The organism is Goekera deserti (assembly GCF_010685995.1).
In the GTDB taxonomy this organism is placed as follows: Bacteria; Actinomycetota; Actinomycetes; order Mycobacteriales; family Geodermatophilaceae; genus Goekera; species Goekera deserti.
Genome location: NZ_JAAGWK010000026.1, coordinates 1 through 14,919, shown reverse-complemented (window position 1 = coordinate 14,919; position 14,919 = coordinate 1). Strand labels below are relative to the sequence as shown.

Below are 14,919 nucleotides of genomic sequence, written 5' to 3'. Positions count from 1 at the left end.
CGCCAGAGAGGCAGTCCAGTGAGGGTCCCGATCGGCTGGCTGGCCGAGTACGTCGACCTGCCCGCGGGCACGTCGGTCGAGGACCTGGACACGGCCTTCGTCCGGCTGGGCCTGGAGGTCGAGGAGGTCCACCGCACGCCGGAGACCACCGGCCCGCTGGTGCTCGGCCGGGTGCTGGAGATCGAGGAGCTGACCGGCTTCAAGAAGCCGATCCGGTACTGCCAGGTGGAGGTCGGGGAGGAGGCCCCCCGGGGCATCGTCTGCGGGGCCCGCAACTTCGCCGTCGACGACCTGGTCGTCGTCGCGTTGCCCGGTGCCGTGCTCCCGGGCGGGTTCGAGATCGCCGCCCGGACGACGTACGACCACGTGTCCGACGGGATGATCTGCTCGGTCCGCGAGCTCGGGATCGGTGAGGACCACGCCGGCATCCTGGTGCTCGGGGACGTCGGGCTGCCCCCGGGGACGCCGGCCGCCGGGGTCCTGGGGCTCGACGACGTCGTCATCGAGCTGAACGTGACCCCCGACCGCGGCTACTGCCTGGCTATGCGCGGCATCGCCCGGGAGATCGGCACCGGCCTGGCCGTCGACTGGCGCGACCCCGGCTCGGTCACCCCGCCGGCCTGGTCGGGCGAGGCGGCCTGGCAGGTGCAGGTCGCCGACCCGTCGCGGTGCGACCGGTTCTCCATGATCGCGATGGAGGGCCTGGACCCGACCGCGCCGAGCCCGTGGTGGATGCGCCGCCGGCTCACCCAGTCGGGCATCCGCAGCATCTCGCTGCCCGTCGACGTCACCAACTACGTGATGCTCGAGCTCGGCCAGCCGATGCACGCCTTCGACCGGGACGCCGTCCGCGGCCCGATCGTCGTCCGCCCGGCGGCCCCGGGGGAGCGGGTCACCACCCTGGACGGCGCCGACCGGGCGCTGGACCCCGACGACCTGCTGATCAGCGACGACTCGGGCCCGATCGGGCTGGCCGGGGTCATGGGTGGCGCCACCACCGAGATCGGCGACGGCACCACCAGCGTGCTGCTGGAGGCCGCGCACTGGGAGCCCACCGGCATCGCCCGCACGGTCCGCCGGCACAAGCTGCCCAGCGAGGCGGCCAAGCGCTTCGAGCGCGGCACCGACCCGGAGATGACCATGGTGGCCCTCGCCCGGGCCGCCGCCCTGCTGGCCGAGCACGGTGGCGCGCGGGTCGTCGGCTCCCCGGTCGACCCGGACACCCGCGACCCCCGGCCGGCGATCCCGCTGCACGCCGGCCGGCCCGCACGGATCGCCGGGGTGGCCTACCCGCCGTCCCAGGTGGTCGAGGCGCTGAGCGCCGTTGGTGCGTCGGTCGACGGGGACGGCGACCTGCTGCAGGTCACCCCGCCGTCCTGGCGCCCGGACCTGACCGACCCGGCCGACCTGGTCGAGGAGGTCGTCCGGCTGGCCGGCTACGACGACATCCCCTCGGTGCTGCCCAACGTGCCCCCGGGCCGCGGGCTGACCGACCGGCAGCGCAGCCGGCGCAGCATCGGGCGGGCACTGGCCGAGGCCGGCTACGTCGAGGCTCCGGCCTACCCGTTCGTCGGGACGGCGGCCCTGGACGCGCTGGGCCTGCCCGACAACGACGTGCGCCGCCAGGTCGTCGTGGTGCGCAACCCGCTGTCGGAGGAGGAACCGGGGCTGCGGACCACGTTGCTGCCGGGCCTGCTGGCGACCCTGGCCCGCAACCTCTCCCGCGGCCAGCGCGACGTCGCCGTCTTCGAGCACGGCGCGGTCTTCCCCGGTGACCGCCGCACGCCGGCGCCGATCCCCGGCGTCGACACCCGCCCGGACGACGAGACGCTCGCCGCGCTGCTGGATGCGGTGCCGGCCCAGCCGTGGCACGTCGCGGTCGCGCTCACCGGCAACCGCGAGCCCCGCGGCTGGTGGGGGCCGGGCCGCCCGGCGGACTGGGCCGACGCCGTCGAGGCCGCCCGGGTGGTCGCCGCCACCGCCGGCGTGGAGCTGACCGTGCGCGCCGCTGACCGGGCGCCCTGGCACCCGGGCCGGTGCGCCGAGCTGCTGGTGGGGGAGCAGGTCGTCGGGTACGCGGGCGAGCTGCACCCCCGGGTGTGCGCCGCGCTGGAGCTGCCGGCCCGCAGCTGCGCGATGGAACTGGACGTCGACGCACTGCCCGCCGCACCGATCCCGGTCGGCCCGCCGGTGTCGTCCTTCCCGCCGGTGCACATGGACGCCGCCCTGGTGGTGCACCAGCGACACGCAGAAGCCGATGTCCGCAAGTACCTGATCGAGGGCGCGGGCGAACTGCTGGAGAGTCTTCGCCTCTTCGATGTGTACGCCGGCGCGCAAGTTCTCGAGGGACACCGTTCGCTCGCCTACTCGTTCACCTTCCGGGCGTCCGACCGGACCCTGACCGGTGATGAGGCCAAGGAGGCATTCGACAGAGCGATCGCCATCGTCGGTGAGTTCTTCGACGCGGCGCTCCGTGGCTGAGGAACGACTCCCAGCAGGACCCTCGGACGGACCCCTTCCTCCCCACCCTTCACGGGCTCAGGGCGGGACACGGGACGGGGCCCTGGGGCAGGCTCACGGCGCGACCGGTGGAGGCCGGATGGCAGAGCTTGAGGGCACCGTGGCGCTGGTGACCGGGGCGTCGGCCGGCATCGGCCGGCACCTGGCCCACGGCCTCGCCGCCCGCGGCGCCGCTGTGGTGGGGCTGGCCCGCTCGGCCGACCGGCTGCGGTCGGCGATGCACGAGATCGCCGCGGCGACCGACGCACGCACGCTCGCTGTGGCCGCCGACGTCACCGACCCGGCGGCCGTGCGGGCCGCGGTCGAGCAGGTCACCGCCGAGCTCGGCCCGGTCACGCTGCTGGTGAACAACGCCGGGCTGATCGACGCCGCCGAGGTCCCGCTGTGGGAGGCCGACCCCGACCAGTGGTGGCAGGTGGTGCAGAGCCAGGTCCGCGGGCCGTTCCTGCTCGCGCACGCCGTGCTGCCCGGGATGCTCGCCGCTGGCGGCGGGCGGGTGATCGGCCTGGCCAGCGGCCTGGGCACCCGTGGCAGCGACGTCTACAGCGCCTACTCCGCCGGCAAGAGCGCGCAGATGCGGATCACCGAGGCCGTCCACCTCGCCGGCGCCGCGCACGGGGTGCGGGCCTTCGACCTGGCGCCGGGCGTCGTCGACACCGGGATGACCCGGGCCATGGCGATGCACGCCGGGCGGACCGACTGGACCAGCCCGGAGGACGTCGTCGCCCTGGCCGTGGCGATCGCCGCGGGGCAGCTGGACCGGTGGTCGGGCCGGTTCCTCCGGGCGGGGGCCGACGCCCTCGCGACGCTGCTCTCCACCACGCCGACCGGCACCGCCCGCCAGCTGCGCCTGCACCCCTACGGGGACGACGACCCGGTCGGCTGACCGGCGCCGCCCGCGCCGGGGTGTCGCCCCGGCACCGCGGGCCGCCGGGTGCGCGCCGACCTAGGCTCACGGCATGTTGCGCGAAGGCCCGATCCCCCAGGCCGTCCACGGTCTGCTCGAGTACCTCGTCGGCGCGCTGTTCGTCGCCGCCCCGTTCCTGTTCGCGTTCACCGACGAGGGCATGGCCACCGCGGCGTCCATCGTGCTCGGCATCGCGTTCCTGGTCGTGGCCGCCACCAGCGCGGGCCCCACCGGCCTGGTGAAGCAGCTCCCGCCGGTGGTCCAGGCGCTGCTCGACGTGATCCTGGCCGGCCTGCTCGTCGCGGCGCCGTTCGTGCTGGGGTTCTCCGGCGTCGCCACCCCGCGCAACCTGTTCCTCGTCTCCGGCGTGCTGTGGCTGCTGATCACCATCGCCAGCCGGTACGGCCACCGCGAGCCGCCCGCGACGGACACCGCCACGGTCACCGGCGGCAGCCCGGCCGACCCGTTCGGCACAGCCACCCAGCAGCCGCCGGGGGACCCGCCCATCCGCTGACCCCCGGGTTGCATCATCATCCGTGATGCTGCATGATCATGCACTGTGATGGACGGACGGACGTGGACGGTCGGGGTCACCGGCGCCACCGGGTACGCGGGCGGTGAGGTGTGCCGGCTGCTGGCCGGGCACCCGCGGCTGCAGCTGACCGGGGTGCACGCAGCGTCGAGCGCTGGCCGACGCCTGGGCGAGTCCCAGCCGCACCTGCTGCCCTACGCCGACATGGTCGTGCAGGCCTCCGAGCCCGAGCAGCTCGCCGGCTACGACGTCGTCGTGCTGGCCCTGCCGCACGGGGCGTCCGGCGCCATCGCCGCCGGTCTGTCCGACGACGTCCTGGTGCTCGACTGCGGCGCGGACCACCGGCTGACCGACCCGGCCGCCTGGCAGCAGTTCTACGGTTCCGAGCACGCCGGCTCCTGGCCCTACGGGCTGCCCGAGCTGCCCGGCCAGCGCGACGTGCTCGCCGGCGCCCGGCGGATCGCCGTCCCCGGCTGCTACCCGACCTCGGTGTCGCTGGCCATGGCCCCGGCGCTGGCCGCCGGCCTGGTCGATCCGGACGTCGTCGTGGTCGCCGCCAGTGGCACCTCCGGTGCCGGCCGGGCGGCCAAGGCGGACCTGCTGGGCGCGGAGGTCATGGGCGCCGCCCGTGCCTACGGGGTGGGCGGGGTGCACCGGCACACCCCGGAGATGGTGCAGAACCTGACCGCGGTCGCCGGCGGACCGGTCACCGTCAGCTTCACCCCGGTGCTGGTGCCGATGAGCCGGGGCATCCTCGCCACCTGCTCGGCGCCGCTCACCCCGGGCACCGACGCCGACGCCGCGCGGGCCGCCTACGAGAAGGCGTACGCCGACGAGCCGTTCGTGCACCTGCTGCCGGAGGGGCAGTGGCCCACCACGGCCGCGGTGCTCGGCGCGAACACCGTGGCCCTGCAGGTCGCCGTCGACCGCGCGGCCGGCCGGCTGGTCGTCGTCGCCGCGGTCGACAACCTCACCAAGGGCACCGCCGGCGGTGCGCTGCAGTGCGCCAACATCGCCCTCGGCCTGCCCGAGACCACCGGCCTCCCGCTCGTGGGGGTCGCGCCGTGACCGTCACCCACCCGGCCGGGTTCCGGGCCGCCGGCGTCGCCGCCGGGCTCAAGTCCTCCGGCGACCCGGACGTCGCCCTGGTGGTCAACGACGGCCCGCACGACGCCGCGGCCGCCGTGTTCACCACCAACCGCTTCCCGGCGGCGCCGGTGCTGTGGAGCCGGCAGGTGCTCGCCGAGGGGCGGGCCCGGGCCGTCGTGCTCAACTCCGGCGGGGCCAACGCCTGCACCGGGCCGGACGGGTTCGCCGACACCCACGCCACCGCCGAGCACGTCGCCGAGCAACTGGGCATCGGCGCGATCGACGTCGCCGTCGCCTCCACCGGGCTGATCGGCATCCGGCTGCCGATGGACCGGCTCACCGCCGGGGTCACCGCCGCCGCGGCCACGCTGTCGACCGAGGGCGGTGCCGACGCCGCCCGGGCGATCATGACCACCGACTCGGTGCCCAAGACGACGGTGCAGGCGCGGGACGGCTGGAGCATCGGCGGCATGGCCAAGGGCGCCGGCATGCTGGCGCCCTCGCTGGCCACGATGCTGGTGGTGCTCACCACCGACGCCGTGGTGCCCGCCGAGCTGCTCGGCCCGGCGCTGCGCACGGCCACCGCCCTGTCCGTCGAGCGGGTCGACTCCGACGGCTGCCTGTCCACCAACGACACCGTGGTCGTGCTGTCCTCCGGCGCCAGCGGTGTCACCCCGACGCCAGAGGAGTTCGCCGAGGCCCTGCAGGCGGCCTCGCTGGACCTGGCGATGCAGCTGCTCGCCGACGCAGAGGGCTCCACCAAGGACATCGCGATCACCGTGCGGAACGCGGCCACCGTCGCCGACGCGCTCACCGCCGGCCGGGCCTGCGCCCGCAACAACCTGCTCAAGACCGCGCTGTTCGGCAACGACCCCAACTGGGGCCGGGTGCTGGCCGCCATCGGCACCACCGACGCCGCCTTCGAGGCCGACCGGGTCGACGTCACCATCAACGGCGTCACCGTCTGCCGGGGCGGCGCGATCGGCGACGACCGGGACGGCGTGGACCTCACCGGCCGCGCGGTCACCATCGACGTCGACCTGGCCGCCGGCAGCGAGCAGGCCACCATCTGGACCAACGACCTGTCCATCGCCTACGTGCACGAGAACTCGGCCTACTCGACATGACGCAGACCAACCAGGACCCCACCCCACCCGACGTCGGCCCACCGGCCACCGGCCGGCGCCGCAGGATCGGCACCTCCCGGGTCATGCGCACCAACGACCCGGCCGGCGACCAGGCCAAGGTCGCCGTGCTCACCGGGGCGCTGCCGTGGCTGCGGGAGTTCCACGGCCGCGTCGTCGTCGTCAAGTACGGCGGGCACGCCATGGTCGACGAGGAGTGCCGCCGGGCCTTCGCCGAGGACATGGTCTTCCTGCGCACCTGCGGCATCCTGCCGGTGGTCGTGCACGGCGGCGGCCCGCAGATCAGCGCCATGCTCACCCGGCTCGGCGTGACCAGCGAGTTCCGCGGCGGCCTGCGGGTCACCACGCCGGAGACCATCGGCGTCGTCCGGATGGTGCTCACCGGTCAGGTCACCCCCGAGGTGGTCGGCCTGATCAACGACCACGGCCCGCTGGCCGTCGGGCTCTCCGGTGAGGACGGCGGGCTGTTCACCGCCGAGCGCACCCACGCCGTGGTCGACGGCCAGCCGGTCGACGTCGGCCTGGTCGGCGACGTCGTCGCCGTCGAGCCGGCCCCGGTCACCGCGCTGATCGAGGCCGGGCACATCCCGGTCGTGGCCACCGTCGCCCCGGACGCCGCCGGCCAGGTGCACAACGTCAACGCCGACACCGCCGCCGCGGCCCTCGCCGTCGCCCTGGGCGCGGTGAAGCTCGTCGTGCTCACCGACGTCGAGGGCCTCTACGCCGACTGGCCCGACCGGGACTCCCTGGTCGAGCAGATCGACGCCGCCGAGCTGGCGCAGATCCTGCCCACGCTGGACGCCGGGATGATCCCCAAGATGGCCGCGTGCCTGCGCGCGGTGGAGGGCGGGGTGGCCCGCGCGACCGTCGTCGACGGCCGGCTGCCGCACGCGCTGCTGCTGGAGATGTTCACCACCGAGGGCACCGGGACGATGGTCGTCCCGGCCGAGGAGCCGCAGGCAGAGTCCTCTGCCACGACACCGGAGGAGGGGTCGGCATGACGCACACGGAGGAGCTGACCCGTCGCTGGTCGACGGTCATGATGGGCAACTACCGCACACCCCCGGTCGCCCTGGCCCGCGGTGCCGGCGCCGTCGTCTGGGACGTCGACGGCACCGAGTACGTCGACCTGCTCGGCGGCATCGCCACCACGATCCTGGGCCACGCGCACCCCGCGGTCGTCGCCGCGATCACCCACCAGGCACAGACCCTCGGGCACGTGTCGAACCTCGCCATGCACGAGCTCGAGCTGACGCTGGCCGAGCGGCTGCTGGAACTGGCCGGCCGGCCCGGCCGGGTGTTCTTCTGCAACTCCGGGGCCGAGGCCAACGAGGCGGCCTTCAAGATCAGCCGGCTGACCGGGCGGGGTGAGGTGGTCACCGCGCTGGGGTCCTTCCACGGCCGCACGATGGGCTCGCTGGCCCTCACCGGCCAGCCCGGCAAGGCCGCCGCGTTCGCCCCGCTGCCCGGCGGCGTGCGGCACGTGCCCTACGGCGACGCCGACGCCCTCGACCTCACCGACGCCACCGCCATGGTGCTGCTGGAGCCGATCCTGGGGGAGGGCGGCGTGCTGCCCGCGCCCCCGGGGTACCTGGCCGCGGCGGCGGCGCAGGCGGCGCAGGTGGGTGCGCTGTTCGCCGTCGACGAGGTGCAGACCGGCACCGGGCGCACCGGCCACTGGTTCGCCCACCAGGCCGACGGCCTGCAGCCGGACGTGATCACCCTGGCCAAGTCGCTCGGCGGCGGGCTGCCACTGGGTGCCACGCTCGCCTTCGGCGACGCCGCCGAGCTGATGTCGGCCGGCTCGCACGGCTCCACCTTCGGCGGCAACCCGATCGCGGCGGCCGCGGCGCTGGCGGTGCTGGACACCATCCGCGACGAGGGCCTGCTGCAGCGCGCCAAGCAGCTGGAGCAGCGCTTCACCACCGGCATCGAGGGCCTGGGCCACGAGGCGGTCAGCGAGGTGCGCGGCAGCGGCGCGCTGCTCGGCGTCGTCCTCACCTCGGCCGTCGCCGCGCACGTCGAGGCGCACCTGCGGGCCGCCGGGTTCCTCACCAACGCCGTCGCCGGTGACGTCGTCCGGCTGGCGCCGTCGCTGGTGGTCACCGACGAGCAGGTCGACGCCTTCGTCGCCGCCCTGCCCGCAGCCCTCGACGCCGCCCTGGGAGGGTCGGGCGCATGACGATCCGGCACTTCCTCTCCGACGACGACCTCACCCCGGCCGAGCAGGCCGAGGTGCTGGTGCTGGCCGCCGAGCTCAAGGCCTCCCGGCACACCGACGGCGCCCCCACCCCGCTGCGGGCGCCCAACGGCGTGCCCCGGTCGGTGGCCGTGCTGTTCGACAAGCCCTCCACCCGCACCCGGGTGTCCTTCTCCGTCGGGATCGCCGAGCTCGGCGGCTACCCGCTGGTGATCGACGCCGGCTCCAGCCAGCTGGGCCGCGGGGAGTCCATCGAGGACACCGCCCGGGTGCTCGACCGGCAGGCCGCCGCGATCGTCTGGCGCACCTCCGGGCAGGACCGGATCGAGGCCATGGCCTCGGCCAGCGGCGTGCCCGTGGTCAACGCGCTCACCGACGCCTACCACCCGTGCCAGATCCTGGCCGACCTGCAGACCGTCGCCGAGCACAAGGGCCGGCTGTCCGGGCTGACCATGACCTACCTGGGCGACGGCGCCAACAACATGGCGCACTCCTACCTGCTGGGCGGGGCGCTGGCCGGCATGCACGTGCGGGTCGGCTCGCCCGAGACCTTCGTCCCCGACCCCGCGGTGCTCGACCGCGCCGCCCAGGTGGCGGCCACCACCGGGGGCTCGGTGCACTGGACCGCCGACGCCGCGGCCGCCGCCGACGGCGCCGACGTGCTGGTCACCGACACCTGGGTGTCGATGGGCCAGGAGGACGAGTACGCGGCCCGCGCCGCCCCGTTCCTGCCCTACGCCCTGGACGAGGCGGCCCTGGCCCGGGCGGCGTCGGACGCCGTCGTGCTGCACTGCCTGCCGGCCTACCGCGGCACGGAGATCGCCGCCGCGGTCATCGACGGTCCGCAGAGCGTGGTCTGGGACGAGGCCGAGAACCGGCTGCACGCCCAGAAGGCGCTGCTGGTCTGGCTGCTGGAGAACTCCTCGTGAGGCGACCCGTGCGGGACCGACGATGACGGCGGCGCTCAGCCGGTCCGCGCGGCACGCCCGGATCGCCGAGCTGATCGCCACCGGTCCGGTGACCTCCCAGGCGCACCTGGCCCGGCTGCTCGCCGAGGCCGGCGTCGAGGTCACCCAGGCCACGCTGTCCCGGGACCTGGAGGAGCTGGGCGCGGTCAAGCTGCGCGGCTCCGACGGCGCCCCGGCCAGCTACGTGCTGCCGCCGGAGAACGCACCGCTGCGCCCGGCCCAGTCCGCACCGGGCAGGCTGACCCGGATGCTCGGTGAGCTGCTCACCGAGGCCGCCGGCAGCGCCAACCTGGCGGTGCTGCGCACGCCCCCGGGCGCCGCGCAGTTCCTCGCCTCCGCCCTGGACAAGGTCGGCCTGCCCGACGTCCTGGGCACCATCGCCGGGGACGACACCCTGCTGGTCGTCTCCCGGGACCCCGCCGGGGGCCCCGCCCTCGCCGAGCACCTGCTCGCCCTGGCCTCCGGGGCGCCGGTCCCCGGCACCAGCCCGACCACAGACCCCGACCACCCTGACCTGAAGGGCACCTCCCGTGACTGAACGCGTCGTCCTCGCCTACTCCGGCGGACTGGACACCTCCGTGGCCATCGGCTGGATCGCCGAGGAGACCGGGGCCGAGGTGATCGCCGTCGCCGGCGACGTCGGCCAGGGCGGGGAGGACATGGACGTCATCCGCCAGCGCGCCCTGGACTGCGGTGCCGTCGAGTCGATCGTCGCCGACATGCGCGACGAGTTCGCCGACGAGTTCTGCCTGCCCGCCCTGCAGGCCAACGCCCTCTACATGGACCGCTACCCGCTGGTCTCCGCGCTGTCCCGGCCGCTGATCGTCAAGCACCTGGTCACCGCGGCGAAGTACCACGGCGCGACGATGGTGGCGCACGGCTGCACCGGCAAGGGCAACGACCAGGTGCGCTTCGAGGTCGGCATCGGGGCGCTCGGCCCGGACCTGACCGTGCTCGCCCCGGTGCGCGACTCCGGGATGACCCGGGACAAGGCGATCGTCTTCGCCGAGGAGCGCGGGCTGCCGATCCAGACCACCAAGAAGTCGCCGTACTCGATCGACCAGAACGTCTGGGGCCGCGCGGTCGAGACCGGCTTCCTCGAGGACATCTGGAACTCACCCATCGAGGACCTCTACGAGTACACCTCCGACCCCGCCGTCGTCCGGGACGCCGACGAGGTGACCGTCGGCTTCACCGCCGGCGTCCCGACCTCGATCGACGGCCGGCCGGTGTCGGTGCTGCAGGCCATCGAGGAGCTCAACACCCGGGCCGGCGCCCAGGGCGTGGGCCGGCTGGACATGGTCGAGGACCGGCTGGTGGGCATCAAGAGCCGCGAGGTCTACGAGGCGCCCGGCGCGATCGCGCTGATCACCGCCCACCAGGAGCTGGAGGCGGTCACCGTCGAGCGCGACCTGGCCCGGTTCAAGCGGACCGTCGGGCAGCGCTGGGCCGAGCTGGTCTACGACGGCCTGTGGTTCTCCCCGCTCAAGCGCTCGCTGGACGCCTTCATCGCCGAGTCCCAGCAGCAGGTCACCGGTGAGATCCGGATGACCCTGCACGGCGGGCGGGCCACCGTCACCGGCCGGCGCAGCGACGCCTCGCTGTACGACTTCAACCTGGCCACCTACGACACCGGTGACACCTTCGACCAGCGGCTGGCCAAGGGCTTCGTCCAGCTGTGGGGCATGCCCAGCAAGCTGGCCACCGCCCGGGACCAGCGGCTCGCCGGCGGTGCGCCTCAGTGACCGACGCCGTGCCGGCCACCCCCGCCCAGCCCGGGCCCCCGCCCGTCCCGGCCACCGCTGTCCCGCCGATCGCTGCCGAGCCGGGCACGCAGGCGTCCGCCCCGTCGACCCGGCTGTGGGGCGGCCGCTTCGGCGGCGGCCCCTCGGCGGCCATGGCGGCGCTGTCCAAGTCCACCGACGTGGACTGGCGGCTGGCGCCCTACGACCTGGCGAGCTCGCGGGCACACGCCCGGGTGCTGCACCGGGCCGGGCTGCTCACCGAGGCCGAGCTGACCGCCATGGTCGGCGCCCTCACCGAGCTGTCCGCGGAGGTGGCCGACGGCAGCTTCACCCCTGTGCAGAGCGACGAGGACGTGCACGAGGCGCTCGAGCGCGGCCTGACCGCCAAGCTCGGCACCCTCGGCGGCAAGCTGCGCGCCGGACGCAGCCGCAACGACCAGGTGGCCACCGACCTGCGGCTGTACCTGCGGCACCACGTGCGCGCGCTGGTCGGCGAGCTCGCCGACCTGGAGCAGGCGCTCATCGGGCTGGCCGAGCGCTACGTCGACGTCCCCGCGCCGGGCATGACGCACCTGCAGCACGCCCAGCCGGTGCTCATCGCCCACCAGCTGCTGGCGCACGCCCACGCGATCGCCCGGGACGTCGACCGGCTGGCCGACTGGGACCGCCGGGCGGCGGTCAGCCCACTGGGCGCCGGCGCGCTGGCCGGCTCCTCGTTGCGCCTGGACCCCGACGCCGTCGCCGCCGAGCTCGGCTTCGACCGGGCCGCGGACAACAGCATCGACGCGGTCAGCGACCGCGACTTCGCCGCGGAGTTCTGCTTCGCCGCGGCCCTGCTCGGCGTCCACCTGTCCCGGCTGGGCGAGGAGGTCGTGCTCTGGACGTCGACCGAGTTCGGCTGGGCCGTGCTGGACGACGCCTGGGCCACCGGGTCCTCGATCATGCCGCAGAAGAAGAACCCGGACATCGCCGAGCTGGCCCGGGGCAAGGCCGGCCGCTTCGTGGGCAACCTGACCGGCCTGCTCACCATGCTCAAGGGCCTGCCGCTGGCCTACGACCGCGACCTGCAGGAGGACAAGGAGCCGGTCTTCGACTCCGTCGAGCAGCTGATGCTCCTGCTGCCCGCGGTCACCGGCATGATCGCCACGCTCACGCTGCGCCCGGAGGTGCTCGAGGCGGCCGCCCCCCAGGGGTTCGCCCTGGCCACCGACGTCGCCGAGTGGCTGGTCTCCTCCGGCGTGCCGTTCCGGTCGGCGCACGAGATCAGCGGCGCGATGGTGGCCTACTGCGAGAAGGCCGGGCTGGAGCTGGACGAGCTCTCCGACGTCCGGCTGGCCGAGGTCGCCCCCGAGCTCACCCCGGAGGTGCGCAGCGTGCTGTCGGTGCGCGGCGCGCTGGCCGCCCGCAAGGCGCGCGGCGGCACGGCACCGGAGCGGGTGGCCGAGCAGATCACCGCGCTGCTCGCGCTGGTCGGGGAGCACACCGCGTGGGCCGCGGCCTCCCCGGTGGCGGCGGCGCTGTGATCGTGGCCGACTGACACCCGTGCACCCGCTCGACGACCGGCCCGGGCCGGGTCCCCTGCTCACCCCGGGGGACCTGCTCGGGCCGGCCGACGTCGTGGCCCCGACCCTGCTGGGCTGCTGGGTGGTCACCGACCGGCACGAGGGCACCGTCGCGGTGCGGCTCACCGAGGTCGAGGCGTACTCCGGTGGGGGAGCGGACCCCGCGTCGCACAGCCACCGCGGCCGCACCCCGCGCACCGAGGTGATGTTCGGCCCGCCCGGTCGGCTGTACGTGTACTTCAGCTACGGCGTGCACTGGTGCGCGAACGTCGTCGTCGGCCCGGACGGCGAGGGCGCGGCCGTGCTGCTGCGCGCCGGGGAGGTCGTGGCGGGGGAGGAGGTCGCCCGCTCCCGCCGTCCCGCCTCCTCCTCGGTGCGTGACTTGGCGCGCGGCCCGGCCCGGCTCACCTCTGCCCTGGCGATCGGCCCGGACGACCGCGGCGTCGACCTGCTCGACCCGGCGGGCGCCGTCCGGCTGCACCGCGGCCGTCCCGTGACGTCGGTGACGGCCGGTCCCCGGGTCGGCATCAGCCGGGCGGTGGACCTGCCGTGGCGGTTCACCGAGACCGGGGCGGCGACGGTGAGCGCCTTCCGTCCGGGCACCCGGTCGCGGGCTGGCCGGGGGCAGGGTCCGGCCGCCGGGCAGGATGTGACCCCGTGACCTCCGCTGCCCCGTCGCCCACCGGCGACGTGATCGACGACCTGCACCGCCGCGGGCTCATCGCCCAGAGCACCGACGAGGGGGCGCTGCGCGCCCACCTGGCCGCCGGGCCGGTCACCTACTACTGCGGCTTCGACCCGACGGCGCCGAGCCTGCACGTCGGACACCTGGTGCAGTTCATGGTGCTGCGGGCCCTGCAGCGGGCCGGGCACCAGCCGATCGTGCTGGTCGGCGGGGCCACCGGCCTCATCGGTGACCCCCGGCCGACGTCCGAGCGCACGCTCAACGACCGGGAGACCGTGGCCGGCTGGGTGGACCGCATCCGCCGGGTGGTCGCCCCGTTCCTCGACCGGCCCGCCGCGGAGCAGGGGCTGCGGGCACCGCTGTACGTCGACAACCTCGACTGGACGTCGCAGCTGACCGCGATCGACCTGCTGCGCGACCTCGGCAAGCACTTCCGGGTCAACAGGATGCTGGCCAAGGAGGCGGTGTCGGCCCGGCTGAACTCCGACGCCGGGATCAGCTACACCGAGTTCAGCTACCAGATCCTGCAGGCCAACGACTTCCGCGAGCTGTACGCCCGGCACGGCTGCACGCTGCAGAGCGGGGGGTCCGACCAGTGGGGCAACATCACCGCCGGCGTCGACCTGGCCCGCCGCACCGAGGGCGCCGCCACGCACGCCGTCGCCACCCCGCTGATCACCTCCGCCGACGGCAGGAAGATCGGCAAGACCGAGGGCGCCACGGTCTGGCTGGACCCGGAGCTCACCAGCCCGTACGCGTTCTTCCAGTACTGGCTCACCATCGACGACGCCGACGCCCGAGCCTGGCTGCCGCTGTTCTCCGAGCGCCCCGCCGACGAGCTGGAGCAGCTGCTCACCGCCAGCCGGGAACGGCCGGCGGCTCGCGAGCTGCAGCGGGCCCTCGCCGAGGAGCTCACCCTGCTGGTGCACGGACCCGACCAGCTGCGCCAGGCCGAGGGCGCCGGCCGGGCACTGTTCGGACGCGCCGACCTCACCGACCTGGACGCCGCCACCCTGGCTGCCGCGCTCACCGAGGCGGGCGCCGTCGAGGTGACCGACCCGGTGCCGAGCATCGCCGTGCTGCTGCAGCAGACCGGCCTGGCCGGCTCCCTGTCGGAGGCACGCCGCACCGTCAAGGAGGGCGGCGCCTACCTGAACAACGAGCGGGTGACCGACGCCGACGCGGTGCCGGCCGAGGGGGACTGGCTGCCCGGTGCGTGGCTGGTGCTGCGCAAGGGCAAGCGCACCATCGCCGGTGTGCACCGGGGTGACGGCAGCCCGTCCGCGGGCTGAGCCTGCGCTCCGCCACCGTGTGAACGGGGGATGACGGTGGGGTTCCGCGCCGGTGTCCGCCGTCACTCCAGCGCGGTTTGACACCGCCAGCAGGGGCACGTAACTTACTTCTTGCGCCGGGAACGACCGCGAGGCCGGGCCCGCCGCCGAGGAACACAACCAGCCGCAGTGAACAGGCCGAGAGGCCCAGCAGCTGCGTGCGTCCGCTCTTTGAGAACTCAACAGCGTGCCGAAAGTCAGTGCCAAGTAACAAATCCCCATCCCGGTTCTTGGA

13 protein-coding genes are annotated in these 14,919 nt (G+C 74.8%); all 13 read left to right on the top strand.

The features are described 5' to 3' along the window. Window positions 1-18: 18 nt before the first annotated feature. On the top strand, window positions 19-2,481 hold the full coding sequence (gene pheT, locus G1H19_RS17900; RefSeq protein WP_162392455.1) for a phenylalanine--tRNA ligase subunit beta: 2,463 nt from the start codon (window positions 19-21) through the stop codon (window positions 2,479-2,481). Between the two features lie 118 nt (window positions 2,482-2,599). Continuing rightward, window positions 2,600-3,406: an SDR family NAD(P)-dependent oxidoreductase gene (locus tag G1H19_RS17895; RefSeq protein WP_152730510.1), complete on the top strand. Its 807-nt coding sequence runs from the start codon at window positions 2,600-2,602 to the stop codon at window positions 3,404-3,406. Between the two features lie 73 nt (window positions 3,407-3,479). Beyond that, window positions 3,480-3,941, top strand: a complete 462-nt coding sequence (locus G1H19_RS17890) for an SPW repeat domain-containing protein (RefSeq protein WP_152730509.1) — start codon at window positions 3,480-3,482, stop codon at window positions 3,939-3,941. A 48-nt stretch (window positions 3,942-3,989) separates the two neighbouring features. Further along, window positions 3,990-5,027 (top strand): N-acetyl-gamma-glutamyl-phosphate reductase, encoded by a 1,038-nt coding sequence (argC, locus tag G1H19_RS17885; RefSeq protein ID WP_152730508.1) that lies wholly within the window; start codon window positions 3,990-3,992, stop codon window positions 5,025-5,027. Beyond that, a complete protein-coding gene (gene argJ, locus G1H19_RS17880) occupies window positions 5,024-6,175 on the top strand; it encodes a bifunctional glutamate N-acetyltransferase/amino-acid acetyltransferase ArgJ (RefSeq protein WP_162392454.1) in 1,152 nt (383 codons plus the stop codon). The genes argC and argJ overlap by 4 nt, the downstream gene beginning before the upstream one ends. After that, window positions 6,172-7,194, top strand: coding sequence for an acetylglutamate kinase (argB, locus tag G1H19_RS17875; protein WP_152730507.1), 1,023 nt, complete (start codon window positions 6,172-6,174; stop codon window positions 7,192-7,194). The genes argJ and argB overlap by 4 nt, the downstream gene beginning before the upstream one ends. Then, window positions 7,191-8,375, top strand: coding sequence for an acetylornithine transaminase (locus G1H19_RS17870; RefSeq protein ID WP_152730506.1), 1,185 nt, complete (start codon window positions 7,191-7,193; stop codon window positions 8,373-8,375). Before argB ends, G1H19_RS17870 begins: the two co-directional genes overlap by 4 nt. After that, a complete protein-coding gene (gene argF / locus G1H19_RS17865) occupies window positions 8,372-9,322 on the top strand; it encodes an ornithine carbamoyltransferase (RefSeq protein ID WP_152730505.1) in 951 nt (316 codons plus the stop codon). Before G1H19_RS17870 ends, argF begins: the two co-directional genes overlap by 4 nt. A 22-nt stretch (window positions 9,323-9,344) precedes the next feature. Further along, window positions 9,345-9,899 (top strand): arginine repressor, encoded by a 555-nt coding sequence (locus G1H19_RS17860; protein WP_152730504.1) that lies wholly within the window; start codon window positions 9,345-9,347, stop codon window positions 9,897-9,899. Continuing rightward, window positions 9,892-11,106 (top strand): argininosuccinate synthase, encoded by a 1,215-nt coding sequence (locus tag G1H19_RS17855; protein ID WP_162392453.1) that lies wholly within the window; start codon window positions 9,892-9,894, stop codon window positions 11,104-11,106. The genes G1H19_RS17860 and G1H19_RS17855 overlap by 8 nt, the downstream gene beginning before the upstream one ends. Further along, window positions 11,103-12,629 carry an argininosuccinate lyase gene (gene argH / locus G1H19_RS17850; RefSeq protein WP_162392452.1) on the top strand — a complete coding sequence of 509 codons (1,527 nt, stop codon included), beginning with the start codon at window positions 11,103-11,105 and terminating at the stop codon, window positions 12,627-12,629. The genes G1H19_RS17855 and argH overlap by 4 nt, the downstream gene beginning before the upstream one ends. Window positions 12,630-12,648: 19 nt before the next feature. Next, on the top strand, window positions 12,649-13,329 hold the full coding sequence (locus G1H19_RS17845; RefSeq protein WP_162392451.1) for a DNA-3-methyladenine glycosylase: 681 nt from the start codon (window positions 12,649-12,651) through the stop codon (window positions 13,327-13,329). Then, a complete protein-coding gene (gene tyrS / locus G1H19_RS17840; protein WP_162392450.1) occupies window positions 13,326-14,645 on the top strand; it encodes a tyrosine--tRNA ligase in 1,320 nt (439 codons plus the stop codon). Before G1H19_RS17845 ends, tyrS begins: the two co-directional genes overlap by 4 nt. The last annotated feature ends 274 nt before the right edge of the window (window positions 14,646-14,919 follow it).